Below are 24431 nucleotides of genomic sequence, written 5' to 3' on the forward strand. Positions count from 1 at the left end.
GGAGTTATGGATGCCCACAGATAATTAGTTCATGTATTGATTATAATATATCTGTGTCCCAAAATACCCCCCTCTGTGTCCAAAATTAGTTTACCACTTCAGTGGGTTTGGAGAAATTTTTTGAAATTAGATTTTTTCACCCAGTGAAATTACCAGATTAACAATTATCATTGGGGGGATTTTTCGAATTACGAAAAATACCCCCAACCAGCTTGCTATATACATACTTTTATTGGGGAGAAAAAGTCAAAGAAAAAGAATTTCCCCAACACACATCCTTTACATCATACACAGATACACGAAATACGCCACATAACATAGCAGCATAAAGATGCCGCATGGACGCCGCAGCTCCTTATGCTTATATGTACCGATCCACAAGATTGCACCAACCACAACCGCAATGATCGTATCTATAATGAATTTGCTCTCAAATGGCACTGTACAGATGAGTGCAGTTGTACCGATTACGAACAAGATATTGAAAATATTGCTGCCCACGATATTCCCGATTGCGATTCCCGCATTTCCTTTCCGCGCTGCTGTGACAGATGTCACAAGCTCCGGAAGTGAGGTACCAAGCGCTACAATCGTAAGTCCGATAAACCGCTCGCTCATACCGAAATACCGTGCGATTGCAGATGCTCCGCTGACCGCGAAATCGCTTCCCTTTACAACGAGCACACCACCAATCACCATGAAAAGAATACATTTCCATACCGGATAATCCTTTGTTTCGCCCTCTTCCTCATTGGTTCCTTTCTTCGCCATCACAAACAGATAACCAAGATATATCAGGAACAAAACCCAGAAAATAATACCTTCTACGAATGTCACTTCCCCACCGGTTATTCCAAATACCAGCAGTATGATCGTAACTACCATCATAAATGGTATCTCATAACGAAATGTTGACATCTGGATTGCTACATTCGTGATCACCGCTGTCACACCAAGAATAATCAGAATATTCAAGATATTACTTCCCACAATATTTCCAATCGTGATTCCCGCATTCTTCTGCAACGCCGCCGTGATACTGACCGCCGCCTCCGGCATACTCGTTCCCATCGCTACAATCGTCAGACCAATGATGAGCTGCGGAATCCCGAGCTTCTTCGCGATACTCGCCGCCCCCTCCACAAACCAGTCTGCCCCCTTCACGAGAAACAAAAAACCTACCAACAAAATAACAACCTTCAAGAACATCCTTTCTACCTCTCTTTCTTTGTTTTATTTTGCAGTAGGTATAAAAAAAGAGACTCCTACTGCGTAAACAGTAAAAGTCTCGCTATTTCATCACTTTCCGAGTTATATGTTTCAATAACTGTCTTGACGAAGAAGTGAACCGCGACCGGCAAGCTACTCCCTTTTTATATGTGTATTCTAACAGATTGATTTTTATGAATCAAGTAGCAAAATAAATTTTCATATATGTATTTTATTTCTTTTAACGTTAGTTTCTGGAATCACTTCATTATTCCACCGTGAAAATAGCATTCATATATCTTAACATTCTCACAGTAAATTTCTTCATAACCTTGAAACCAGGAAAAATCTCCAACTACATTACACTTATAGATATATTGTCCCGATTGATAATACTCTGGTCCTCTAAATGGCATTTTTTTATCGGCTTTGCGAAGAGCTTCCTTTAAAAAATCGCCACTGAAATTCTGATTCAAAACGCGTCCTATGTAATTCATTGCATACTGTGATTTACCTTCATACCATATAGCTTCCTCACCAGCAAACTGTTCCCCACCAACGTATGTATCATGATATGTATAAGAACCATTGCTATATGAAAAATCATGAGAATCCAATCGCGTTGAATCCGTCTCATCCATATAAGCAGCATATGTATTAACATTTGCTTCTAAACGAAATTCAATAAGGCGATCGACGTCTGTTCCACTATGATCGAAACAGCTGACAGTACATTCTTGGTCTTTCACTAAATAATCGACTGTAACATTGAACAACTTGCTGATTTGAATAAGGTTACTAATATCAGGATATACCTGCCCAGACTCCCACTTCGCTACAGCCTGTCTGGATACATCCAGTTTTCCTGCCAGTTCCTCTTGGGTCAAACCTTTATTCTTACGAATTAATTGTAGTTTTTGTGAAAAAATCATTTCATATCACCTCCACAATCATCGTACTTTATCTTAAGCATTTATTACATAAACCGATAATTGCTATTTTGCTACTATTATTATACATATCCTTCCTATCGCTCCTGAAAAAACTCAATTTCTTCTCCAAGTGGTCCTCTGCCAAACGCGATTCTTGCCTTATATTCCGGATTAGATGGAATCACAATATCCTTTGGTTCCACAAACACCTCGTACCCTGCTGCCTTCAGCTTTTCCACGCAGGCATCTACATCCTCGGTTGCAAGGGCAAAATGCCGGATAATTCCTGTCTCCGCTTTTCCTCCGCCATTTGCGAACACTTCCAATACTGCATTACCAAACCGGAACATAGTGCCTTCGCTCCATGTTCTGGCAATCTCTAATTCTAAAATCTCGTGGTAAAAATGTACCACTTCCTTATATTCCTCTTCGTTGGCACATTTCAGACATACATGATGAATCCCTCTAATTAAGCTCATTTTGACTCCTTTCCATGTTTCCCGCCCGTTTCTCATAAATACTAAATCCACTTTATTATGTTTTATTCTATCAAAAAAATATAAACCTGCAAGAACATATTTAACAACATATTACTGCCCATGAACCATATTATTTTATTGCTCAATTTTATTTAATATTTTTATTGTGTCTCGAACATATGTTTGATATAATGATTATGGTGTTACCCTATTCGGTAGGCGGTTAGCCTTCTCCACAAGAGTTATAGCTTGTGTTTACATAGAAATCCATTTTAGGAAATCTGTCGAGGAGGTTTGTGCTTATGCTTACAACGGAGCTTTTTATAGCCATTATCAGCTTATGTATTACTTGCTTTGCTCTTGGTTATGCCGTTGGTTCTAAGAGCAATGATAAGACACAAAAATAACCGCCCAGCCTGGTAAACTGTGAGCGGTTATTTTTATAACTAAACATTATCAAGGCTAACCGTCTATCGGTAGCACTTTGTAACATTATATTATCATTCTACCTTTTTCATGTCAATTATATTTATAGATTGCTTATCGCGATATTTTATCACTTTTTACAATCAGTATGGATACAATCATAACGACTATCTCGGTAATTGGAAACGCAATCCAGATTCCCCATATATGGAATAACAAATTGCAGACCCACATAACCGGAAGAAGCAGAACTGCCTGCCGCAGCAATTGAATCACAATACTCTGTATCAGTTTGTTCGTCGCCTGCGCATAGGTAGCAGCCATCGTTGAAATCCCACTGAATATAAATCCGATTGCCATAATCCGCATAGCCGGAATGCCGAACTCCCGCATAGCTTTTGATGCAGAAAACAGTGCTAATATCTGATTGGGGAAAACCAACACCAACAATGTTCCAACTGCCATCATGCATGTCGCAATCTTTCTTCCACTGCGATACGACTGCTGTAACCGATCTTTCTTTCCCGCGCCATAATTGAAGCTCATAATCGGCAGGCATCCCTGAATCAGACCATTTACTGTCATAACAATCAGCTGCTGCACCTTGAAATACGCGCCGAAGAACGCCACTGCAGTGTCTGAATATGCTACCAGAAATATATTTACAAAGGTCACCATAAATGATCCAAGCGCATTCATGATAAAGGACGGCAGTCCGCTGGCAAACACATCACCTAACATCTTCCCCTCAATGCGGAATCCCTGGAACTGCAGACGCACCTTCTGCTTCGTAAACAGAATCATAACCAATGCGATCAACATGGATAAAGTATATCCAAGCACCGTGGCAAGTGCCGCTCCTGCGATTCCCATTTTCGGGAATGGTCCAATCCCGAAGATCAACAACGGATCAAATATAAAATTAAATACAACTCCCGCAATCTGAAACCACATTGGAGCAAGCATATTTCCGGTCGCCTGCAACTCTTTCTGAATTAGAATATGCACCATATTCGGGATCTGCATAAATGCACATATCTGCATATAGGTCATGCCATAGGAGAATATCTGCGCATCATTTGTAAAGGCACGATAGTACGGCTTCATGATTGCAAGCACGAACAGGTTCACGCATATTCCAAGAATCACAGAGACAATCAATCCAAGTGTTGCTACGCGGTCTGCCTTCTCCTGCCTTTTCTGTCCGAGATAACTGGCTATGCGTACATTAACACCGACGCCAAGCCAGATAGACAACGCATTCATCAAAGTTGTAATCGGGAAAGACAACGAAACTGCAGCCAACGCCTGCTCGTTGATTTTTGCAACAAACATACTATCCACCAGATTGTATGAATACTGCAAAAACATAGAGAATAACGGCGGCATGGACATCTGCAAAATCAGCTTATTTATCGGTTCCTGTCCCATTTTGTTATCCGTTTCCATAGTACCAGCTCCTTTCCAAAATAAAAAGTCACACCCAAACAAATGGGTGTGACGAAAATATTCATTAGAAAAATTCACACAAATTTTCTGCGCACAGTATAGCACAGGTGTATTCAAAATGTAAATATACATGTTCACTCATGCCACAGCCGGAATCCGCGACAGATACCCGTTTCAGAATTGTCAATTTGCATGACATTCCTGCGATCCCGAATATTGCCAGATCATCTCCAACTATTGTATAGTGGACATAGAATTAAGAACGGAGGGGTGCTTATGAATTACGCATTTACAAATGGAAAGATACTGGATGGAACCAAAGACATGCAGGTGCAGACCGGGCTTTGCATCCTCGTACAGGATGGCACAATCACCGATATCGTACCGGATACAGCCGATCTTTCCGGCTACGAAACCATAGATTTACAGGGACGTTATATCATGCCCGGTCTCATCAACATGCATGTGCATCTTGCCGGAAATGGAAAGCCGCAGAAAAAACAGCGTGACAATGAAAAACTCGTGAAGAAGATAATGCGTTCTTCCCTGACACGTGCCGTCGCTTACAAGATGGTTTCCGACTTTGCGAAGGATGAACTGCTAAGTGGTGTCACGACGATCCGGACGGTCGGCGGACTCGGAAGCTTCGACACCCGCCTGCGGGATGAGATTGCCGCCGGAACAAAGGTGGGTCCGCGTATCCTCGCTGCCAACGAGGGCATCTCGGTTCCGGGTGGACACATGGCAGGTTCGGTTGCGATTGCCGCTGCCTCCATCCCGGAAGCACTTGCACATCTCGAACAGTCAAAGAAGGAAAAGGTTGACTTAGTGAAGCTCATGATTACCGGCGGTGTGTTAGATGCCAAAGAAAAGGGTGTCCCGGGCGAGCTGAAGATGTCGCCGGATATGGTGCGTGCCGTCTGCGACAAAGCACATGCCGACGGCTATATTGTTTCCGCCCATGTGGAATCTCCGGAGGGTGTCCGCATGGCTCTGGAAAATGGTGTCGACTCGATCGAGCACGGTGCGAAGATGGATGATGCGATGATTGAATTATTCAAGGAACGGGGGGCATTCCTCTGCACAACGATCTCACCGGCTCTGCCATATGCGCTCTTCGACCGCTCTATCACAAATGCGACCGAAGTTGAGCAATTTAATGGCAATGTCGTATTCGAAGGAATCGTAGATTGCTCCAAGAAGGCACTGGCAAACGATATCCCGGTTGTACTTGGCAATGATGTCGGCTGCCCATGGATCACGCAGTACGATTTCTGGCGTGAGCTTTATTACTTCCACAAATACGTGGGTGTCTCGAATGCATTTGCACTCTATACGGCAACCGCGCGAAGCGCCGAGCTTGCCGGAATCGGCGATATCACGGGATCGATTGAAAAGGGGAAAGCAGCCGATCTGATTGTCACTGCGAAGAATCCTTTAGATGATCTGCGTGCGCTCCGCAACGTAGATATGGTGGTTGCCAGAGGCACGATCATCGACCATCCGAAGGTTAAAAAGAAAAAACAGGTGGAAACAGAACTGGATAAATTCCTGTAAAATACTTCTACAACAGTCCTGCAAATAACCGCATGAATAATTGTCCCAGACGCAGATACGCACTGCGTCCGGAACAATATTTTTCTGTCACTTCCCTGCTCTCCTGCATCATTTTCTCCAGATCATGTCGGATAGATAATACAGCAGGATTGTCAACTATGAAACAGCCGTTCTCAAAATGATGATACAGGCTCCTGTAATCCAGATTGATTGTTCCGCAGGTTGCCATACAATCATCTGCCACACTCATTTTCGCATGGCAAAATCCCGGTGTCCACTCATAGATCCGCACTCCATGCTTAACCAATCCGTGATAAAACGAACGCGTAACGTTGTAAATCAGCTTCTTATCCGGAATTCCCGGCGTGACAATCCGTACATCCACACCCCTCTTTGCTGCCAGACATAATGCATGTGTCATCTCATCCGTGATAATGAGATAAGGTGTGATAAACCAGCAGTATTTCTCTGCTTTATTTATGATACTGATATAGACTTCCTCTCCAACCTGTTCATCATCGGTTGGAATATCTGCATACGGCTGCACGAAACCAGCCTGTCTTGCCCGGTAGCCGGACGGTGTAAGGTATTTCTCAACATCCACATCATCCGCATCCTTGTCACTCACGGCGTTCCACATCTCCAGAAACGTCACGGTCAGGGATTTTACCGCATCTCCTTCCAAACGAATACCTGTATCCTTCCACATACCGTATGGCTGGGTCATATTAAAATACTCATTTGCGAGATTATATCCTCCGGTAAATCCTACCTTACCGTCAATCACCGTAATCTTACGATGATCCCGGTTATTTAAAAACATATTTAATCCAGGGGTAAATGGATTAAATACTCTGCACCGGATACCGACTTTTTCCATCTTTTTAATAAAATCTGTATTGATAAATCCAATTGACCCCATATCATCATAGAATACGCGGACTTCCACTCCCGCCTTTACGCGGTCTTCCAATACTTCCTGTACCATATGCCACGCTTCCGCATCCTCGATTGCATGATATTCCATAAAGATAAAATGTTCTGCCTTCGCCAGATCTGCAAGCTGCGCATGAAGCCCCTTGATTGCTTCATCATAATATGTGATATCTGTATTCCGGTACACCGGATAGCTTGAATTTCTCTGTATATACGTGGAGATACTTCCGGCTTTGGGGAGTTGCAAACGTAATCTTTCCAGATTATCTCTGTTAGCCGGGATCAATGGGAAAATGCGGCTGTCGATTTTCTCATACCGTTTGCGCATCTTCCGTGTGCCACCATTTAAACCAATCAGCAGATATAACGCAACACCCATGATCGGGAATATCAGTATCAGAATAATCCACGGCATCTTCATGGATGAGGTCTGATCTGACGCATATAATGCCAATACAAGGATTGTTCCAAGCAAACGTGTCAGAAGATTTACAATCTCAGCATATTCGTTCAGTCTTGTTATCATGGAAACTATAAATATAACTTCAAGCAAAATACACACGGCACAAAAGCATAACCGTTTAATCCCGTTTTTTGTTTTGGCTTTCCCTTCTAACGTATTTTTCTGCATAATAATTCCCTCTCATAAATTCCTGACAAATGCATTAATAACCAAGTGTATCGTTCACTAAAATCACATGGATTCTTCCCTCATGACGCGAGAACCTTGTAATCAGGAACTGGCAACAGAGTGTATCCGGAGATTTACAATCGGAACATTTGCCTGTGACCTTGCACGGTGTCTTCACATCAAACCGCTGGGCGTTCGCCGGAGCTGCCACATTTCTGGCACGCTTCATCGCCTCGTCAAGATCGGAACAGACCTTGTTCATTCCCACGATGAATAACACCCGCTTCGGACCCTGTGCGATACAGGACACACGGTTGGAATTTCCATCGATATTTACAATGATACCGTCGTTCGTCATCGCATTGGCGCTCGACAAGAATACATCTGCATCATATGCTGCCAGCAGTCCCTCACGCGGTGTCATATTCGAACGATCAATGTAATTATAATTTCCTGCCTGCAATGCATCCACAAGACCAATCTCATGTGCGCTCTGACACCCCCCCATCGCAACGGAGCTGCCCTCGCCGATTATCTCCAGTGCCAGCTTCAAAGCTTCTCCCTTATCTGCTGCATAATAACCGGTCATGTTCCGGGACTCCAGTCCTTTGATAACGGTCTGTGCCAGAATCTCATTTCTTTTTTTCATATTCTCATTCATGCTATTTCCTCCATTCTCTATGCGTGTCTTTTATTTTAGCACAATTTTACGCATATAGAATCATGCAGTTGCATTTTTTCTGCGTCCATAATGAATCTGGTAATACACTACGTTCAGTATAACTCCAAATATGGTCGCAATTGGTGCTGCCAGTCCAATCATCGTCAGGCTTGCATCCGGCTGGATACTCATATAATAGGCAAGCGGAAGCCGCACGAGAAGTGTCTGCATCAGTCCTTGCATCATCACCCAGACGGTCCGGTCATGTCCGTTGAAATAACCAATCATACTGAATAAGATGGCAGTCAAGATTGTCTCCGGTGCAAAGCCCTTCAGATACTCGTATCCACGTTGTACAACTGCGGTATCCTTTGTAAATATCGCTGTGAGCAGATCACCCTTGAACAACACAAATACGAACACGATACAACCAATTGCAAGTCCGATTCCGATACCGGTAAACATCGCTTTCTTCGCCCGCTTTTCATTTCCGGCACCGACATTCTGCGATACAAAGGATGCCATCGACTGCATCAATGCACTCGGAATCAGCATAGCGAAGCTTACGATCTTGCATGCCACACCATACCCGGAGGATGCCATGAGTCCTAACCGGTTGATAAATGCACAGAGTGCAAGGAACGAGCCCTGCGTCAGGCACTCCTGCAAAGCAAGCGGAAGTCCAACCTTCATGGCACGTTTGCAATTCACATTAATCCGGAAGTCCTTCTTCGTAATCGTAAATGGCAGCTGTTTCCTGACGAGCATAATCAATGCGAAAACAACGCTGACTGCCTGCGCAAATACAGTCGCGATTGCGGCACCTGCGGCATCCATATGGAAACCTGCGACCAGTGTCAGATCTCCTACGATATTAACCACACATGCAATTGCCACGAAGATCAGCGGTGACTGGCTGTCTCCAAGTCCACGGAAAATCGCCGCAAGCACATTATATGCCACGATAAAGAAGATACCACCACCACAGATCCGCACATAGACCGCTGTTTTTTCAACCGCTTCCTCCGGTGCCTGCATCAACACGGAAATCGGATGTGCCAGCGTAATCATCACAACAAATAACACCGCTGAGATAATTGCAAATACAACTGTTGCTCCACCGATCAAAGAACCGATCTGTTTCGTATCCTTCTCGCCGATATAGCGCGCGATCAAAACAGTAATACCCATCGCAAACTGTGTCACTACAAATGTTACCAGATTCAGAACCTGGCTGCCTGTGGATACAGCCGAAAGTCCTGCAGTCGTTCCAAACCGCCCTACCACGAGCAGATCCACCGCTCCATATGCCGCCTGCAGGATCAAGGCGCCCAGAATCGGCATCATGAACCGTATCATCTTCCCTAATATATTTCCCTGTGTAAAATCTGATTTTGCACTACTCAATCTCAACACTCCTCTCGCTCATCACATTGTATAATTTTCCAATCGTCTGTATCATGCAATCTGCCTCTTCCTCGGAGATACACGCAAGATACGGACAGAGGCGGCTATAATAATTCGTGTCGTATTTCTCTGACAGTTCTTCTCCTTTTTTTGTCACCTGAACATAGGTGATTCGTCCATCCTCACTCGATGTCTTCTTCGTGAGATATCCTTTTTTTACCATCTCTGTTACCGTGCGCGTAATTCCCGGTCTCGGCAGCTGCAGATAATCACTGATATCGGATATCTTCACCCGCTCCTGTCCACTTCTCAATTTGTGGATTGCATCAATATACCGGATATACGCCGGCGTTACTCCCTCCGGTAAGGGCGGCAACAATTCCCGTACCCGCTTTGCCTGATAACAGGCATCCATCATACGTTTGATTTTCTCTGGGTTCATACTGTTCTCCTTTTCCTATCACATTTTTTCGATTTAATATCTATACACAGACTGATTTCCGATTGTTTCGTGTTATAATTACCTGTGGTAATTACCATCGGTAATTATATAGTTGTATTCCGGAATTGTCAACCGCATATTGTCCTATATCCATTTTTCATTTATAATGATTTCGCTATGTTAGACAGTCAGCCGATATTGGCTTTAAATACAGAAACGGAGAATTAAAATCACCTATGTTAACGCCGGATTATTATGATAAATTTACCTGTATTGCGGACAAATGTCCGATCACCTGTTGTAAAGAGTGGAAAATCGCAGTCGATGCAGACACGAACCGCCGCTGGAAGAAGCTTCTTCCGCCGGATACCGTACCGGAGTGCCGCAAAAATTTAAGTGCCTACACGACGAAGAAAGACGGACAGCGCGTAATCGGCTTAGACGCGATGCATCGCTGTCCTTTCTTAGATGACGCCAAGCTGTGCCGCTTGGTGTCTGCCTACGGAGATTCTGTGCTCTCAGAAACGTGTGCAACCTTCCCGCGGGAATATCATACCTTTCACGACCACAAGGAAGGGATGCTCATGCCATGCTGTCCGGCAGTGATTGATCTGTGGAGAGATACGCTGCTGGATTTCCCACAGGTGTCTGATCCGGATGCACTCTTTTTGATCCGCGCTTCGATCATGGATCTGATTCAGGATACGAATATTTCTATCGAAGAAGCTTTATTAGAAAGCTTTTATATTCTGTCTGAGCTGGCAAAAAACGCACCGATTACCATAGCAAAGGTAACTGAGTACTTCTCCCCTGCTTCGCTGGCAGAGCTTCGTGCAGCTATCCACGACGTAGAACTTCCGGCTGCGGACACATGGATGGAATGCAATGAGCTGTTACAGGATTTATCTGTAAATTATATCGAAGAAAGCTTGTACGCGCCTTACTTAAATCCGCTGATTACGCTCGCAGAACAATTTACTGTACCAAACGATGTAAAACTTGCTGACTTTCACCGGCAGTTACATACCTACGATATCCTGTTTCGCAATTATGTGGCAAACGAAATATTCTCCGACCTGCTTATGCCGGAGGATACGATTGACGATATGTTGTTACATCTCGAATGGATTGCCATGGAATATGCATCCATCCGGCAGAGCCTTTTTCTTCTTTACTCTGCCGAAGGAGCAAATCATCTTTCTTCTGAAACCGTCCGTGACTACATCGTGATCCTGTCACGCATGACCGGTTATGAAGATGCGGATATCCGCGAATACCTGGAAAATAGTTTTGCATCCCCGATCTGGGATTGGGGATATTTTGCGCTGGTGGTTGGGAAATAATTACTTTTTCTACAAAAATGATATAACTTGTACATTTTTTCCGGGCTATGCAATCATAAAAACTACATTTTTTCTGACCTGTATGTGGTTGTTTTGTACATTTTTTCCGGCCTGTTTTTTCATCTAAGGACAGGCGATTGCCATTATTTACCACTCCGCACAATCACCTGCAATCCTAAATGTTTTATTTCAACTTACCATATTCCTCGTCTGTTACCGGCTCGCACCACTCATTGGATGTCTCCTCGCCCGGTACTTCCACTGCCAGATGGCTGAACCAGCTATCCGGTGCAGCGCCATGCCAATGCTTAATCTCCGCCGGAATGTTAATGCAGTCACCCGGTTTCAATTCGACTGCTTCCTTGCCCTCTTCCTGATAATATCCACGTCCGGCTACGCATACAAGAATCTGTCCACCACCGCTCTTTGCATGATGGATATGCCAGTTGTTCCGGCAGCCCGGTTCAAATGTGACATTAAAGATACCAACCTGACTGGTGGATACCGGTGCCAGATAGCTCTGTCCGATGAAATACTGTGCAAATGCATCGTTTGGCTGTCCGATTGGGAATACCATTTCCTTTGCATGTGCACGCATCGCTGGATCTTCGTAAGGCAGGTCACCCTCATCCACCTCCCAGACTTCTTTTGCCAGATTGAATACTGCCCATCCATTTGGCCATCCTGCGTAAAATGCTACATGGGTAATGATCGCAGCGATTTCCTTCTGTGTCACACCATGCGCCTTCGCATTCTGCAAATGGAACTTCAGAGAAGAATCTGTGATTCCCTGTGCCATAAGTGCAACTACGGTAATGATGCTCCGTGTCTTGACATCAATATCCTCGTTGTTCCAGTTCTCTCCAAATAATACATCATCATTAAAATGTGCAAACTGCGGAGCAAATTCTCCGAGTGCATTTCTGCCTGCTGTCTGTGTGATCTTCGCCATGTTGTTATCCTTCCTAAAATTCTTTTACCAGTTCTTCGATTTCTTTTTTATTTGCATGGTTAAGCAGCTTACCCTCGACAAACTGTGCACCCGGTGCGGATGGCTGCAACTCCTTTACCGTATTTCCAAATCCACTTCCGCCGGATGTTGCGAACAGCACGATCTTCTTGCCTGTAAAATCGTATTTCTCCAGAAATGTGTTGATGATCGTTGGTGCTACATACCACCAGATCGGGAAACCGAGGAAAATCACATCGTACTCTGCAATCTTCGCGTCGGTATCTGTGATTTCCGGACGGATCTTCTTGTCTGCCATCTCCACGCTGCTTCTTGATTTCTTATCCATCCAGTTTAAGTCTGCCTTTGTGTAGGCTTCCTTCGGGGTGATCTCGTACAGGTCCGCGCCTGCTGCCTCTGCTACCATCTTTGCGACATTTCTTGTAATTCCACTTGCACTAAAATATGCGACTAATTTCTTACTCATTTCTTGTCCTCCTTACTATAATCCGTGAAGCATATAGTGTTAACAACCACTAAAAAAGGTGTAGTCTCTTTCTTCCTACACCTTGATTATAATTATTGTATTGTATTATGTCTAATACTTACATTGAATGTTTTATTATGCCTAAAAGGCATTGATCTCGTCAATGAATTTGAGGACAGCTTGTGCGTACGGAATATTCCTGCGCCATGCAATCACAGTGCCAGCCGTGATCTCCGGATACAACTTTTTCTGCACAAGCAGGTCGGATCGCCAGTATCTACCGGCACCCTCAATGGAGATCGGATAACCAAGCCCCTGCATCGCCAGGATTGCTGCATTTGTACCGAGATTGCTTGTAAATGCTATGTTCAGCTTCGCAAAGTCCTTGCCAAACCAATTTGCAAGCTCACTTTGTACGCCCGACCGCTCCGGCAATATCAGCGGCAACGGCAATAAGTCCTCTTTCGTAATATATGTTTTTTCTGCCAGCGGGTCATCCGGTCGCATGCCAACAACCCAGCGGTCGCTCTCCGGGAAACGGATGTAATCCAGCCCTTCCAGATTCACCGGCTCCATGTAGAGCCCGATGTCAACCAGTCCTTTGTTCATCATCTCATAGATCGTATCTGCCGTTCCGGTATGCACCCGGATCTGAACCATCGGATATTTCACCCGGTACCGCTCGCAGATCTGTGCCAGCAGCTCCACTGCTGCGAACTCACCGCATCCAATCATGATCGTTCCATCGACGACCTGGCTTTCCTTGAACTCCTCCCAGATCTTATTTTCGAGATCGATGATTTCAAGGGCACGCCGCTTGAGCAGGATTCCCTCGTCGGTCAGCGTAACATTTCGTCCGCCCCGGTTGAACAGCACTGTTCCAAGCTCTTCCTCCAACGCCGCAAGCTGCCTGGACAGCGTTGGCTGAGTGATATGCAATTGCTCCGCTGCCTTCGTAAAGCTTTGCTCCTTTGCCACGGTCAGGAAATAGCGTAATACCCGAAGCTCCATTTATTGATTCTCCTTATTGCTTATTTGCATGACAGAATTATGCATGACGGAATTATATAATAACGATTTCTCCGTTCTTCGAACTCTCGAAATCGTAACAGCCATGCGCATTCCGGGTTATCACCCTACATGCTTATGTCTGTTTATCTGTCATATAAATAAGCAGCTCCGCCTGCCAGCAGTCTCGCTGCTTATTTGCATGACAGAATTATTATATCACTATTTCTTCATCACGCAGATTTTATTTGAGAAATTCCGCACAGCAGGAATCTTTCCGATCACCTTGTAAATCGGCATCAATACTTTCATCCCCTCAACCAAACTGACATCACGCTTATTCTTAAACTGTGGAATTATCTGTTCCAGTGCCGCGCCATTTTTTACACCCCACGAAAACTTCACCGCACTCTTCTCGATGGATTTTTCCTTGATATGCTTTACTACAAACGGTGACATCGTCTCTACAAGCACGACTGCTTTCGGGAACCGCTTGTCCAGAATATCGAATATTTGCTTGACATCCGCCTCGGATAGATACATCGTCAAGCCCTCAATGATCACCAGCACCGGCTCGCCATGATACTCGATGTCTTCCATATAGCTTGCGTCCATAGCAGATTTTGCAATTTGGAAGATCGGCCCCTGCTCCTCGAAGAAACGACTCCGAACTGCCATCGTCTCCGGCAGATCAATGTTATACCAACGGTCGTATTTTCCTTCCATCCGATAGCAGCGTGTATCCATACCGCATGCGATGTTCAGGACAACAGCATGTGGATAATGAGACAGAAAATCTCCAACCAATTTATCAAGCACGATCGTCCGCGCGATTACGCCCAAGCTCATCGCCTTGTCGCTTTCCGCCTTGGAGAAATCATAATCCAGACGAGATACCACTTCGATTGCCCGCTCGTCGTAGATATGATGGTTCGGCTTCTTTGACTCCTGCGCTCTCGCATATAATGTCTGCAGCATTGTCTCCGGAACTCCCTGTACCTGTACTTTTGTTTTTTCGTTCATGTGATTGCCTCGCTTCCTTTTATTAGTCTTGCTTCTACCTGATTCTGGTAAACTTTTATTGTTTTTCGACATAACAGTTGTTACTATTTGTTATGTTATAAAAAATGAGCTCCACAGCGGTCAGCCGTGAAGCTCATTTAAGTCCTGTATTAATTTTTCAGTTCCACCGGCGGCATAAATGCCGATCTTCTCGGTCAAATATAAACTATATTCCATATCATAATTTCCCTTCAATATCTCCAGACATCCATCCAATCGAATCTTCGCCAGTATCGAAATGAGTGCCGGATCTGGCGGTTCCAGCATCCTGCTCTTATAAAACGTCTCGATTGCCTGCTCCATCATCGACTCGATCACCGAGCGATACTGCTCATAGCAGCTTCCCTGCACCTTCTCCATCACAAGAATCGCTTCGCGCCGATGTTCGAGCACAAACCGCATCATCTGCACATCCAACTGTGCCCCATTCTCCGGTTCCTGTAATTCCTGCTGCATCAAAGTCTTCTGCAGCAGCTCATATTGTTTCATCAGCGGCTCTAAGATTGCCCGAAGCAATGCTTCCTTATTCTCAAAATGAAAATACATCGCTCCTGTCGTGACGCCCGCACGTCGGCATATCGTCCGAAGGCTCGCTTTCGCGTAACCATTCTCATAGAATTCCTCCAGTGCCGTCTGCTTGATCTTTTCGATTGTCTGTTGTTTTTCATCTACCATAACACTTGTTATGTTAGTCTCTTCTAACTCACTTGTCAAGTCTGTTTTTTGGTTTTCACAGTCTTTTTTCCAATGTTAATTTTCATTGCTTGCATTCGGCATAAACGCTTCGTATAATGATGCTATGCTTACCACATAGGAAAGGACGTAAAACAATGATCAACGAGAATATCAAACATTTCCGAAAAGAAAAAGGGCTCAATCAGGAAGAGCTGGCTGTGAAGCTGCATGTTGTCCGCCAGACTGTGTCCAAATGGGAAAACGGTTTATCTGTTCCGGATGCCGATGTGCTGATTCGTCTTGCAGACGTGCTTGACGTATCGGTCAGCCAGCTGCTCGGAATAGAAACAGAACCAAACAATCATCAGGCACTTGCCGATCAATTAGCGGACCTGAATGAACAACTGGCTCTAAAAAATCAGCAGGAAAGAAAGCATCTTCAGGCAGGCAGAAAAAGAGGTACTATTTTATTTCTTACATTCTTAACCATGCTGGTTGCATTGATTGTAAAAAACGAACTGGTGTCTCTCCTGTTAACCGGTATATGCATGATCAGCGCAGCCATCATTTTGTATCGTAATCTTGCTCTATTGACAAATGAAACTACAGATGATCTGCGTATTGGCACCCTTCGCGTGACCACACTTATCAATATCGGATTTTTGATAATCGGGATTCTTGTTGCCTGTCTGACAGCACTTGATGTTATAACGTTTTCTGAAAATGGCGAGAAAATATTTGCAATGTCTTTTATAAGCTGTATCATGCTTGCATCCGGTATTCTATGTCCAAGAATTCCATACAACCGGTACACAGGGTTGCGACTGCCTTGGACCATACGGGACGAAGAGACGTGGAAAATTGCACATAACATTTTGGGGCATATCTCACTTCCCATTGTCCTGCTGTATGTCGCCTGCACGTTGACAGTTCCGGATTTTGGGCTTGTGACATCTGGTGCTATGATACTCTGGATCGGGATTCCGGGTGGTATTTCCGGCGTATACTATCTCAGGAAATACCACGGTCATCTTGGATAAATCAATCCGGATATTTGACCAGATCATATAATTTTCCATATTTGCCTAAATCACGTATACCATCAAGCTGCATGCCAAGGTGCATGTATTTGTCGCATTTCGACTTCGCATCTGTCTCCAGAAGCACCGGAACCTGCAGCCGGTTGCCTTCTGCGTAGGCAATCTCCATCACCTTCCGCATGTAACCCTGTCCCTGATATTGTTCCGGCACACAGACCATGCCGACGAATATATAGGGTTTCTTTTCCTTTTTCATCCGATCCTGCAGCGACGTTCCTCCCTTGGAAACTGCCTGTCCCATCCGGATCAATTCTTTCAGGCTCATCGAATGAAACAGCGCTTTTACAAGCTGCATGCCTGCTCTAAGCTTCAATTTCTGTCCCGGCACCTTGTAAGCGATATAGCCCTCGCCCCGTTCGCTTATCGTGTAGAGCATACCGCCTTCAAATGCCATCCGAACATACCCGGCAATATACGTTGCGACCGCATCCTTGCTGCGGTAAAATGCACCCATTCCGACTTCCTCTCCATAATCATAATATCCAAACGCATGCCCGATCTGCTCTGCCACCTGTGTATCTAACGTTGTTACCTTCATGATTTCTCTCCCCTTCTTTTTTCCTGATATACTACTTTTGTTTGTACCTGTTTGATGAGTTGAATTTTATTGTATTATAGTTTTTTACAAGTTAGCTTTATCTAACTGATTCTATCATAGACTTATAGAAAAAGGAATACTTTTGTATATACCTGACAAAAACTATCAAAAATTATGATTGTTGACTGAATAAAACAAAGGAGTCAACATCTTGTGATAAATACCATCAACAAGATGAAGACTCCTCTTATGATTTAGAAATTTATTTTTATCGTTTCATTGCAGCTATGTTTTAATTTGCACTCATCCCACAACTACTTACATCAGCTTACGGAACATTTCCTCGAACTGCTCTAAGCTTGCCGGTCTAGGGTTGCCCGGTGCACACGCATCCGCTGCAGCAGATTCACACAAGAACGGAAGATCTTCTTCCTTCAGCTTCTCCAGCTTTGTCGGAATTCCAACATCGATAGACAACTGCTGAACCGCATCGATTGCAGCCTGTCTGTAAGTTGCCTGATCCATGCCTGTCGTATCAATTCCAAATGCTTCTGCTATGGATTTGTACTTTTCTCCTGTATATTCTTTGTTGAACTCCATGACGATTGGAAGCATCATCGCACAGGCTACACCATGTGGTGTATCATATACCGCACCAAGTGTATGTGCCATGGAATGTGCGATTCCAAGTCCTACATTCGAATATGCCATCGCTGTTACATACTGCGCAAGTGCCATGCCCTCACGTCCGTCCGGATCGTTCTCTACGGCTTTTCTCAGGTTCGCTGCAATCAGTTTGATTGCCTCTAAATCCAGACAATCTGACAGCTCCCATGCGCCTGCGGTTGTATAACCTTCAATTGCATGTGTAAGTGCATCCATTCCGGTTGATGCAGTCAGTCCCTTCGGCATCGATGCCATCATATCCGGGTCTACCACTGCAACATCCGGAATATCGTTCGGATCCACACATACAAACTTACGCTTCTTCTCTACATCCGTAATTACGTAATTGATCGTGGACTCTGCACCCGTACCACCGGTTGTAGGTACCGCAATCGTAAATACCGTCCGCTTCTTCGTCGGTGCAACGCCCTCCAGAGAACGAACATCTGCGAATTCCGGATTGTTGATAATAATACCGATTGCTTTTCCTGTATCCATGGACGAACCACCGCCAATGGTGATCATAAAATCAGCTTCCGAAGCCTTATACGCATCGACACCATGCAATACATTCTCAATGGTTGGATTCGGCTTGATATCAGAATATAACTCATATTCTATGCCATTTTCCTTCAGCAGATCGGTCACCTTCGCTGTCACACCAAACTTCACCAGATCCGGATCAGACGCTACAAACGCCTTCTTAAATCCCTTTGACTTCACAATACCCGGAATCTCATTAATCGCGCCATGTCCATGATAAGAAATTCCATTCAATACAAAACGATTCACTGCCATAATTCATTCTCCTTTCAATCACTCAATTCCTGCTCGTATACAAAATTCATATATTATGTGAAATTTGTATAACAAATTGCTTAATCACAAGAATAATTGTAACATATTTAACAAATTATAGCAAACCTAAGAATGTTCGAAATACCACAGGAAACCCTACAAAATCCTATATATATTCGAGTATTAACAAGCAGATATACATGTGTTTCCCTTTCTAAAGGTTATGAGTGGATCGCTATGTATGGCAACCCACCTTTTTTAAGAATCTTCGAGAAAATATAAGTGGAATGTGGGAATTGTGCATGGTACAATGGGAAATGAAAAATTTGAATTTAACGGAGGAATCATTATGTGTGGAATGACAACTGATTTATAAATAAAAATAAATCGGAGGTTTATATGAATTATTCAATAAGAGAATTAAAACAAGATGGAAATAAGGTATTAGATACTTTTTTGTACGAGGCGATTTTTATTCCCGAAGGAGTTTCTGCACCGCCCAAAGATATTATTAACCAACCAGATTTGCAAGTATATGTAAAAGACTTTGGTAAGAATAAGGGAGACTTATGTTTGGTTGCTCAAGTTGGGGATAAAATTGTTGGTGCCGTATGGGTTCGGATTATGAATGATTATGGTCATATAGATAATGAAACACCGTCTTTTGCAATTTCACTTCTTAAGGAGTATAGAAACTATGGTATCGGAACAGAATTAATGAAACAGATGCTAACAAAACTAAAATTAGAAGGATATAAACAAGCATCATTATCAGTTCAAAAGATGAATTATGCTGTCCGTATGTATAGGAAGATAGGATTTGAAATTATTGATGAAAATGATGAAGAATATATTATGATTTGTAAATTATAGACACTTGCAAATTCCAGGCTTGTAGAGAGTCTGAAAGCATGCATGAATTTGATTTTTACTAACGTGCTATATTGAGGGATTGATTTCGATTTAAAACGAATTAGAGGTTGTTGTTATAGTTTGCGTATGGTATTCTGAACAAAATACAACCAGAAAGGTTCAAAGAGTGTTTTATGAAGAATTATAAGGTAATTGTGCGATAGCAGTGGCTATTGCAAAAAAAATTAAATGCTATAGCCATTGCATCCTAAGGTGACAATTAGGAGGACGCATATGAGCTATGTTAATGCAGATGAAGTCTTGCCAGAAGACTTGATTAGAGAAATTCAAAAATATGTTGATGGCAAAGTTTTATATATCCCGCGCAGGAGTGAGAAAGCAATGGGCTGGGGTGAAAAGAACGGTGCTAAAAACAGGCTTGCAAAGCGAAACAAGGAGATAGTAAGTAGATTCAATTCGGGTGAAACTATCGCAGAACTTGGCAAAATGTTTTTTCTTTCAGAAAAAAGAATTCAAGGAATAATACGTGAATATGAATCCTCAAAAAATCAAGATGGAGGATCCAACAATGAATAGAGAAAACAAGCGCAAGCAATACGAAAAGGGATATTATAAAACGCATCCTTGCAACGAAACATTTGTTTGTAAAAATTGTGGAAGAACTGTAGTTCCAGAAGGGGCAGGAAGTGACCATAGAAATCATTGCCCGAATTGTCTGTATAGTTTACATGTTGATATTGAACCGGGAGACCGAGAGTCCGATTGCGGTGGTCATATGGAACCAGTATCAGTATGGGTAAAAAATAAGGGTGAATGGGCGATTATTCACCGATGCAAGATGTGCGGAGCTTTAAGTTCTAACAGAATTGCGGCAGATGATAATCCAATGAAGCTAATGTCAATTGCAATGAAACCTATTGGTAATCCACCATTTCCGCTTGAAAGGATTGAGGAAATGACAATGCTAATGGGTGGAGAGGGATATCTTAAGTAGTTAAATTAAAACATGGGCATCTGTCATTTGGTTAACGGATGCCTTTTTGAGTTTGGAGAAAATTGCCGTATAAGGAGAGAAAGTGAAATGATTATAAGAAATGAAAAAACAGATGATTATAGAGTCGTAGAGGAAATGATAAAGAAGACATTTTGGAACTTATCTGTACCGGGATGCAATGAACATTATTTTGCTCATTTGGTTCGAAATAGTGAAGATTTCATTCCAGAATTAGATTTTGTATTAGAAGAGGATGGGAAAATAATTGGTCATATTATTTATGTGAAGGCAAAGCTTGTTGCTATGGATGGGACAGAAAAAGAAATCTTATCTTTTGGACCATTTACAATTCAGCCAGACTATCAAAGGAAGGGCTATGGAAGAAAGCTTCTTGAACATTCACTGGAGGCAGCAAGAAAGCTGGGCTTTGACACGATAGCGATTTGGGGAAATCCAGAAAATTATGCTTGCTATGGATTTAAAAATTGCAAGCGATATAATGTATGCATAGACGAAGATGTATACCCGGTTGCTCTTATGGTAAAAGTTCTTGATGAGGATGCTCTTGATGGAAAAATGTGGAAATATGTTGAAAGCCCTGCACATGAGATGGATGAGAGTGGCTTTGACGAATTTGATAGTTCTTTTGAGCAGATGGAAGAAGGCTATAAATATACACAAGAGCTGTTTTACATTTATTCAAGATCGAATGTATTACGATAGTTTGTTACAGTTAAAAAATCGGGAGTTACCGATGCGGTGCCCATTCGCATTTCGCTCATAGAAATGCGCAAATTCCAGTTTAGCAGAGAGATTGATAACATATGATTATTGGGAATTTCACGAAATGTAAAAGACTTTTGACACGCTGAAAACCTTGATGTCAAAGCTCTTTGATAGCGAAAATATAACTTTTTGATTAGTATGAGTATGCTAGGAGGTGAAGAGATGGAACTCGGAAAACAAATTTAAAAACATCGTCAGGAAGTACAATTATCTCAAGAGGAGTTAGCCGAACGAGTTTATGTTTCCAGGCAAACAATATCAAATTGGGAAAATGATAAAAGCTATCCAGATGTGAACAGTTTGGTATTACTGAGTGAAACCTTTCAAATTTCTCTTGACAATTTAATCAAAGGAGATATTGAAGTTATGAAAGATGTAATTCAAAAAGAAGAAATTGAAAAAATGAACCGCTATGGAAAAATCTACACTATACTGTTGATTGCTACTGCTGTTTCAGCGGTTCCGTTATTCATGTTACTTGGTGTTTGGGCACTCATTCCTTGGGGTATTATCTGGGGAATCTCAATGTATTTCGCTTTTATGCTTGAAAAAATAAAAAAAGACAATGATGTTCAAACGTATAAAGAAATTGTTGCATTTTCTGAGGGGCAACTACTGGATGATATACAAAAACAGAGAGAAATAGGTAAACGTCCATATCAGAAGATTCTTTTAGTTATAGGCAGTGGACTGATAACATTTGCTGTTTGTGTATTAATCGGGTTTCTGATGCATGTCTTTTTGAACTAATAGTGTTTGACTGCTTATTTTCAGTTTGAGCAATTTCACAGAACCTGGGCTTTTTCAACCACATTTTCGTCTGAAAACCCACCACATGGCCGTAGCATCCGGATTTCTCCTCCTTACGCCCATATCTTGCTCATGAATTCATTTTCAACATGCAAAAATGGGCGCAATCCTCTTCATTTAGCAGATTACGCCCATCTTGTGGGTTTTTACGATTCAATTTCGGGATTCACACCCAAATCAATAATTCTTCCAAATGTATCAGCCATCCCTGAAACTATCAATAATTCCTCCGAAATGCATCAATAATCCCCTCTACGAGATCGCATCCTTCATGCTCTTTACATACTCAAACACCGGCTGTGCAGCCTCGCGTCCGTATTTCGCGATGATCTTCACAATCGCACTTCCAACGATTACGCCGTCCGCGGATGCCGCCATCTTCTTTGCCTGCTCCGGCGTTGAGATTCCGAATCCAATTGCGCAGGGAATGTCCTTCGCTTTCTTCACAAGCGCTACCATCTCGCCAACATTTGTTGTAATCTCGGTTCTTGTTCCGGTTACACCGAGCGAAGAAACACAATAGACGAATCCGTTTGCTTCCTTCGCGATCATGCTGATCCGCTCGTGTGAAGTCGGCGCAATCAGGGATACGAGATCTAATCCGTACTGCTTGCAGATCGGATCAAACTCCGCCTTTTCTTCGTACGGAATATCCGGCAGGATCAGTCCATCGATGCCGATTTCCTTACAGATCGAGATAAATCTCTCTGAACCATAAGAGAATACAACATTCGCGTAAGTCATAAATACCATCGGAATCGTGACCTTCTGGCGTAGCCTGCGCACCAGATCAAACACCTTGTCTGTCGTCACCTTATCCACGCCGGTCAACGCACGGATATTTGCCTCCTGAATAACCGGGCCTTCTGCCGTCGGGTCTGAAAATGGGATTCCAAGCTCGATCAGGTCTGCCCCTGCATCAACCATTGCATACACGATTTTCTCTGTCGTTTCTAAGTCCGGGTATCCACACGTGATAAACGGAATAAACGCTTTTCCATGCTCAAATGCTTTTGCTATATTACTCATGAAGATCCTCCCCTCTGTAACGGGCGATCGCTGCTACGTCCTTATCGCCGCGTCCGGAAATATTGATAACCATAATCTGATCCTTGTCCATCTGTGGTGCCAGCTTCATTGCGTAAGCAACCGCATGTGCACTCTCAATGGCTGGGATAATTCCCTCGATTTTCGAAAGATATTCAAATGCATCAACCGCCTCATCGTCCGTGATTGCCACATATTCGGCTCTGCCGATATCATGCAGGTATGCATGCTCCGGTCCGATACCCGGATAGTCAAGACCTGCGGAGATCGAATAAACCGGTGCGATCTGTCCGTATTCATCCTGACAGAAATAAGATTTCATACCATGGAAGATTCCCAAACGTCCGGTATTTAAGGTCGCTGCTGTCTCGAATGTATCTATGCCGCGTCCGGCTGCCTCACAACCGATCAGACGCACGCTCTTATCCTCAATAAAATGATAGAATGCACCAATCGCATTGGAACCACCACCGACACAGGCAAGCACGGCATCCGGAAGTCTGCCTTCCTTCTCCATGATCTGCTGCTTGATCTCGCGGCTGATTACCGACTGGAAATCACGCACGATTGTTGGAAATGGATATGGTCCCATAACCGAACCAAGCACATAATGCGTATCGTCAATCCGGCTAGTCCATTCACGGAATGTCTCGGAGACCGCATCTTTCAGAGTACCGGTTCCGCTTTCAACTGCGTGCACCTTCGCACCAAGCAGACGCATCCGGTATACATTTAATGCCTGACGGATCGTATCTTCTTTACCCATGAAGATCTCGCACTCCATACCCATCATCGCTGCAACCGTTGCCGTTGCAACACCATGCTGACCGGCACCTGTCTCTGCGATTACACGCGTCTTACCCATGCGCTTTGCCAGAAGCATCTGCCCAAGTACATTGTTGATCTTGTGGGAACCGGTGTGGTTTAGGTCCTCACGTTTCAGGTAGATCTTAGCTCCACCTAAGTCCTTGCTCATACGCTCTGCATAATACAGTCTGCTCGGTCTGCCTGCGTACTCATTATACAGCTCGGTCAGCTCACGGTTAAATTCCGGATCATCCTTGTATTTATTATAGGTTGCTTCCAATTCATTGACGGCGTTCATGATTGTTTCCGGCACATACTGACCGCCATGAATTCCAAATCTTCCTTTCGACATGTCTTAT

25 protein-coding genes and 1 pseudogene are annotated in these 24431 nt (G+C 43.5%); 9 read left to right on the forward strand and 17 right to left on the reverse strand.

What is annotated here, in order from left to right:
- Nucleotides 1-279: 279 nt before the first annotated feature.
- The 4 genes from ACZQK9_RS05130 to ACZQK9_RS05145 form a co-directional block, all read right to left on the reverse strand.
- Complete coding sequence (locus tag ACZQK9_RS05130) at nt 280-1209, reverse strand: calcium/sodium antiporter (protein ID WP_483269860.1); 930 nt, start codon at nt 1207-1209, stop codon at nt 280-282.
- Nucleotides 1210-1469: 260 nt separating this feature from the next.
- Complete coding sequence (locus ACZQK9_RS05135) at nt 1470-2141, reverse strand: DUF5680 domain-containing protein (RefSeq protein WP_483269861.1); 672 nt, start codon at nt 2139-2141, stop codon at nt 1470-1472.
- 95 nt (nt 2142-2236) lie between these two features.
- On the reverse strand, nt 2237-2620 hold the full coding sequence (locus tag ACZQK9_RS05140) for a VOC family protein (RefSeq protein ID WP_483269862.1): 384 nt from the start codon (nt 2618-2620) through the stop codon (nt 2237-2239).
- A gap of 540 nt (nt 2621-3160) precedes the next feature.
- The gene (locus ACZQK9_RS05145) at nt 3161-4495 is read right to left on the reverse strand and encodes an MATE family efflux transporter (protein WP_118734377.1); all 1335 of its coding nucleotides are present in this window, start codon (nt 4493-4495) and stop codon (nt 3161-3163) included.
- Nucleotides 4496-4771: 276 nt separating this feature from the next.
- On the opposite strand from ACZQK9_RS05145, the gene ACZQK9_RS05150 reads away from it, so the two are divergent.
- Complete coding sequence (locus ACZQK9_RS05150) at nt 4772-6052, forward strand: amidohydrolase family protein (RefSeq protein ID WP_216506160.1); 1281 nt, start codon at nt 4772-4774, stop codon at nt 6050-6052.
- 7 nt (nt 6053-6059) lie between these two features.
- Here ACZQK9_RS05150 and cls read toward each other — a convergent pair whose 3' ends face one another.
- Genes cls through ACZQK9_RS05170 form a run of 4 tightly spaced genes read right to left on the reverse strand, consistent with a single transcriptional unit; the run spans nt 6060 to nt 10129 of the window.
- Nucleotides 6060-7619 carry a cardiolipin synthase gene (gene cls / locus ACZQK9_RS05155; RefSeq protein ID WP_483269863.1) on the reverse strand — a complete coding sequence of 520 codons (1560 nt, stop codon included), beginning with the start codon at nt 7617-7619 and terminating at the stop codon, nt 6060-6062.
- Between the two features lie 34 nt (nt 7620-7653).
- Nucleotides 7654-8280 carry a lactate utilization protein gene (locus ACZQK9_RS05160; RefSeq protein ID WP_483269864.1) on the reverse strand — a complete coding sequence of 209 codons (627 nt, stop codon included), beginning with the start codon at nt 8278-8280 and terminating at the stop codon, nt 7654-7656.
- A 60-nt stretch (nt 8281-8340) separates the two neighbouring features.
- Nucleotides 8341-9639: an MATE family efflux transporter gene (locus ACZQK9_RS05165; protein WP_483269982.1), complete on the reverse strand. Its 1299-nt coding sequence runs from the start codon at nt 9637-9639 to the stop codon at nt 8341-8343.
- A 40-nt stretch (nt 9640-9679) separates the two neighbouring features.
- Nucleotides 9680-10129: a MarR family winged helix-turn-helix transcriptional regulator gene (locus tag ACZQK9_RS05170; RefSeq protein ID WP_483269865.1), complete on the reverse strand. Its 450-nt coding sequence runs from the start codon at nt 10127-10129 to the stop codon at nt 9680-9682.
- Nucleotides 10130-10365: 236 nt separating this feature from the next.
- Between ACZQK9_RS05170 and fliB the strand changes: the two genes are divergently transcribed.
- A complete protein-coding gene (gene fliB / locus ACZQK9_RS05175; protein ID WP_483269866.1) occupies nt 10366-11472 on the forward strand; it encodes a flagellin lysine-N-methylase in 1107 nt (368 codons plus the stop codon).
- A 184-nt stretch (nt 11473-11656) separates the two neighbouring features.
- On the opposite strand, the gene ACZQK9_RS05180 is transcribed toward fliB, so the two are convergent.
- From ACZQK9_RS05180 to ACZQK9_RS05200, 5 genes are all read right to left on the reverse strand, one after another.
- Nucleotides 11657-12424 (reverse strand): carboxymuconolactone decarboxylase family protein, encoded by a 768-nt coding sequence (locus ACZQK9_RS05180; protein WP_483269867.1) that lies wholly within the window; start codon nt 12422-12424, stop codon nt 11657-11659.
- A gap of 13 nt (nt 12425-12437) precedes the next feature.
- Entirely contained in the window at nt 12438-12908 is a 471-nt protein-coding gene (locus tag ACZQK9_RS05185) for a flavodoxin (RefSeq protein WP_483269868.1), read from the reverse strand.
- A gap of 141 nt (nt 12909-13049) precedes the next feature.
- Nucleotides 13050-13919 (reverse strand): LysR family transcriptional regulator, encoded by an 870-nt coding sequence (locus tag ACZQK9_RS05190; RefSeq protein WP_483269869.1) that lies wholly within the window; start codon nt 13917-13919, stop codon nt 13050-13052.
- 219 nt (nt 13920-14138) lie between these two features.
- Nucleotides 14139-14939: a class I SAM-dependent methyltransferase gene (locus tag ACZQK9_RS05195; RefSeq protein WP_483269870.1), complete on the reverse strand. Its 801-nt coding sequence runs from the start codon at nt 14937-14939 to the stop codon at nt 14139-14141.
- 120 nt (nt 14940-15059) lie between these two features.
- A complete protein-coding gene (locus ACZQK9_RS05200; protein ID WP_483269871.1) occupies nt 15060-15692 on the reverse strand; it encodes a TetR family transcriptional regulator in 633 nt (210 codons plus the stop codon).
- A 116-nt stretch (nt 15693-15808) separates the two neighbouring features.
- On the opposite strand from ACZQK9_RS05200, the gene ACZQK9_RS05205 reads away from it, so the two are divergent.
- Nucleotides 15809-16693 (forward strand): helix-turn-helix domain-containing protein, encoded by an 885-nt coding sequence (locus ACZQK9_RS05205; RefSeq protein WP_483269872.1) that lies wholly within the window; start codon nt 15809-15811, stop codon nt 16691-16693.
- 1 nt (nt 16694) lies between these two features.
- Here ACZQK9_RS05205 and ACZQK9_RS05210 read toward each other — a convergent pair whose 3' ends face one another.
- Both ACZQK9_RS05210 and fucO read right to left on the reverse strand, forming a co-directional pair.
- On the reverse strand, nt 16695-17291 hold the full coding sequence (locus ACZQK9_RS05210) for an N-acetyltransferase (RefSeq protein ID WP_483269873.1): 597 nt from the start codon (nt 17289-17291) through the stop codon (nt 16695-16697).
- 318 nt (nt 17292-17609) lie between these two features.
- Nucleotides 17610-18755: a lactaldehyde reductase gene (gene fucO, locus ACZQK9_RS05215; protein WP_117781615.1), complete on the reverse strand. Its 1146-nt coding sequence runs from the start codon at nt 18753-18755 to the stop codon at nt 17610-17612.
- A gap of 399 nt (nt 18756-19154) precedes the next feature.
- Here fucO and ACZQK9_RS05220 point away from each other — a divergent pair, with 399 nt between their 5' ends.
- The 6 genes and pseudogenes from ACZQK9_RS05220 to ACZQK9_RS05245 all read left to right on the forward strand — a co-directional run bounded on the left by ACZQK9_RS05220 (nt 19155) and on the right by ACZQK9_RS05245 (nt 22158).
- On the forward strand, nt 19155-19628 hold the full coding sequence (locus ACZQK9_RS05220; protein ID WP_008402207.1) for a GNAT family N-acetyltransferase: 474 nt from the start codon (nt 19155-19157) through the stop codon (nt 19626-19628).
- 273 nt (nt 19629-19901) lie between these two features.
- On the forward strand, nt 19902-20204 hold the full coding sequence (locus tag ACZQK9_RS05225) for a CD3324 family protein (protein ID WP_177981756.1): 303 nt from the start codon (nt 19902-19904) through the stop codon (nt 20202-20204).
- A complete protein-coding gene (locus tag ACZQK9_RS05230; RefSeq protein WP_177981757.1) occupies nt 20197-20622 on the forward strand; it encodes an RNHCP domain-containing protein in 426 nt (141 codons plus the stop codon). The genes ACZQK9_RS05225 and ACZQK9_RS05230 overlap by 8 nt, the downstream gene beginning before the upstream one ends.
- 87 nt (nt 20623-20709) lie before the next feature.
- Nucleotides 20710-21345: a GNAT family N-acetyltransferase gene (locus ACZQK9_RS05235; RefSeq protein WP_253292104.1), complete on the forward strand. Its 636-nt coding sequence runs from the start codon at nt 20710-20712 to the stop codon at nt 21343-21345.
- A 267-nt stretch (nt 21346-21612) separates the two neighbouring features.
- Nucleotides 21613-21753: pseudogene (locus ACZQK9_RS05240) on the forward strand (helix-turn-helix transcriptional regulator); the annotation flags it as partial.
- Between the two features lie 21 nt (nt 21754-21774).
- On the forward strand, nt 21775-22158 hold the full coding sequence (locus tag ACZQK9_RS05245) for a hypothetical protein (protein WP_483269874.1): 384 nt from the start codon (nt 21775-21777) through the stop codon (nt 22156-22158).
- A gap of 312 nt (nt 22159-22470) precedes the next feature.
- On the opposite strand, the gene trpA is transcribed toward ACZQK9_RS05245, so the two are convergent.
- Nucleotides 22471-23247, reverse strand: a complete 777-nt coding sequence (trpA, locus tag ACZQK9_RS05250) for a tryptophan synthase subunit alpha (protein WP_483269875.1) — start codon at nt 23245-23247, stop codon at nt 22471-22473.
- Nucleotides 23240-24424: a tryptophan synthase subunit beta gene (gene trpB, locus ACZQK9_RS05255; protein WP_021986356.1), complete on the reverse strand. Its 1185-nt coding sequence runs from the start codon at nt 24422-24424 to the stop codon at nt 23240-23242. Before trpB ends, trpA begins: the two co-directional genes overlap by 8 nt.
- Nucleotides 24425-24431: the final 7 nt, after the last annotated feature.

This window comes from Wujia sp. (assembly GCF_056872695.1).

Coding starts and splice junctions, on each gene's coding strand:
- ACZQK9_RS05130 (WP_483269860.1), bottom strand. CDS start 1,209: ATGTTCTTGAAGGTTGTTATTTTGTTGGTAGGTTTTTTGTTTCTCGTG.
- ACZQK9_RS05135 (WP_483269861.1), bottom strand. CDS start 2,141: ATGATTTTTTCACAAAAACTACAATTAATTCGTAAGAATAAAGGTTTG.
- ACZQK9_RS05140 (WP_483269862.1), bottom strand. CDS start 2,620: ATGAGCTTAATTAGAGGGATTCATCATGTATGTCTGAAATGTGCCAAC.
- ACZQK9_RS05145 (WP_118734377.1), bottom strand. CDS start 4,495: ATGGAAACGGATAACAAAATGGGACAGGAACCGATAAATAAGCTGATT.
- ACZQK9_RS05150 (WP_216506160.1), top strand. CDS start 4,772: ATGAATTACGCATTTACAAATGGAAAGATACTGGATGGAACCAAAGAC.
- cls (WP_483269863.1), bottom strand. CDS start 7,619: ATGCAGAAAAATACGTTAGAAGGGAAAGCCAAAACAAAAAACGGGATT.
- ACZQK9_RS05160 (WP_483269864.1), bottom strand. CDS start 8,280: ATGAATGAGAATATGAAAAAAAGAAATGAGATTCTGGCACAGACCGTT.
- ACZQK9_RS05165 (WP_483269982.1), bottom strand. CDS start 9,639: ATGATACGGTTCATGATGCCGATTCTGGGCGCCTTGATCCTGCAGGCG.
- ACZQK9_RS05170 (WP_483269865.1), bottom strand. CDS start 10,129: ATGAACCCAGAGAAAATCAAACGTATGATGGATGCCTGTTATCAGGCA.
- fliB (WP_483269866.1), top strand. CDS start 10,366: ATGTTAACGCCGGATTATTATGATAAATTTACCTGTATTGCGGACAAA.
- ACZQK9_RS05180 (WP_483269867.1), bottom strand. CDS start 12,424: ATGGCGAAGATCACACAGACAGCAGGCAGAAATGCACTCGGAGAATTT.
- ACZQK9_RS05185 (WP_483269868.1), bottom strand. CDS start 12,908: ATGAGTAAGAAATTAGTCGCATATTTTAGTGCAAGTGGAATTACAAGA.
- ACZQK9_RS05190 (WP_483269869.1), bottom strand. CDS start 13,919: ATGGAGCTTCGGGTATTACGCTATTTCCTGACCGTGGCAAAGGAGCAA.
- ACZQK9_RS05195 (WP_483269870.1), bottom strand. CDS start 14,939: ATGAACGAAAAAACAAAAGTACAGGTACAGGGAGTTCCGGAGACAATG.
- ACZQK9_RS05205 (WP_483269872.1), top strand. CDS start 15,809: ATGATCAACGAGAATATCAAACATTTCCGAAAAGAAAAAGGGCTCAAT.
- ACZQK9_RS05210 (WP_483269873.1), bottom strand. CDS start 17,291: ATGAAGGTAACAACGTTAGATACACAGGTGGCAGAGCAGATCGGGCAT.
- fucO (WP_117781615.1), bottom strand. CDS start 18,755: ATGGCAGTGAATCGTTTTGTATTGAATGGAATTTCTTATCATGGACAT.
- ACZQK9_RS05220 (WP_008402207.1), top strand. CDS start 19,155: ATGAATTATTCAATAAGAGAATTAAAACAAGATGGAAATAAGGTATTA.
- ACZQK9_RS05225 (WP_177981756.1), top strand. CDS start 19,902: ATGAGCTATGTTAATGCAGATGAAGTCTTGCCAGAAGACTTGATTAGA.
- ACZQK9_RS05230 (WP_177981757.1), top strand. CDS start 20,197: ATGAATAGAGAAAACAAGCGCAAGCAATACGAAAAGGGATATTATAAA.
- ACZQK9_RS05235 (WP_253292104.1), top strand. CDS start 20,710: ATGATTATAAGAAATGAAAAAACAGATGATTATAGAGTCGTAGAGGAA.
- ACZQK9_RS05245 (WP_483269874.1), top strand. CDS start 21,775: ATGAAAGATGTAATTCAAAAAGAAGAAATTGAAAAAATGAACCGCTAT.
- trpA (WP_483269875.1), bottom strand. CDS start 23,247: ATGAGTAATATAGCAAAAGCATTTGAGCATGGAAAAGCGTTTATTCCG.
- trpB (WP_021986356.1), bottom strand. CDS start 24,424: ATGTCGAAAGGAAGATTTGGAATTCATGGCGGTCAGTATGTGCCGGAA.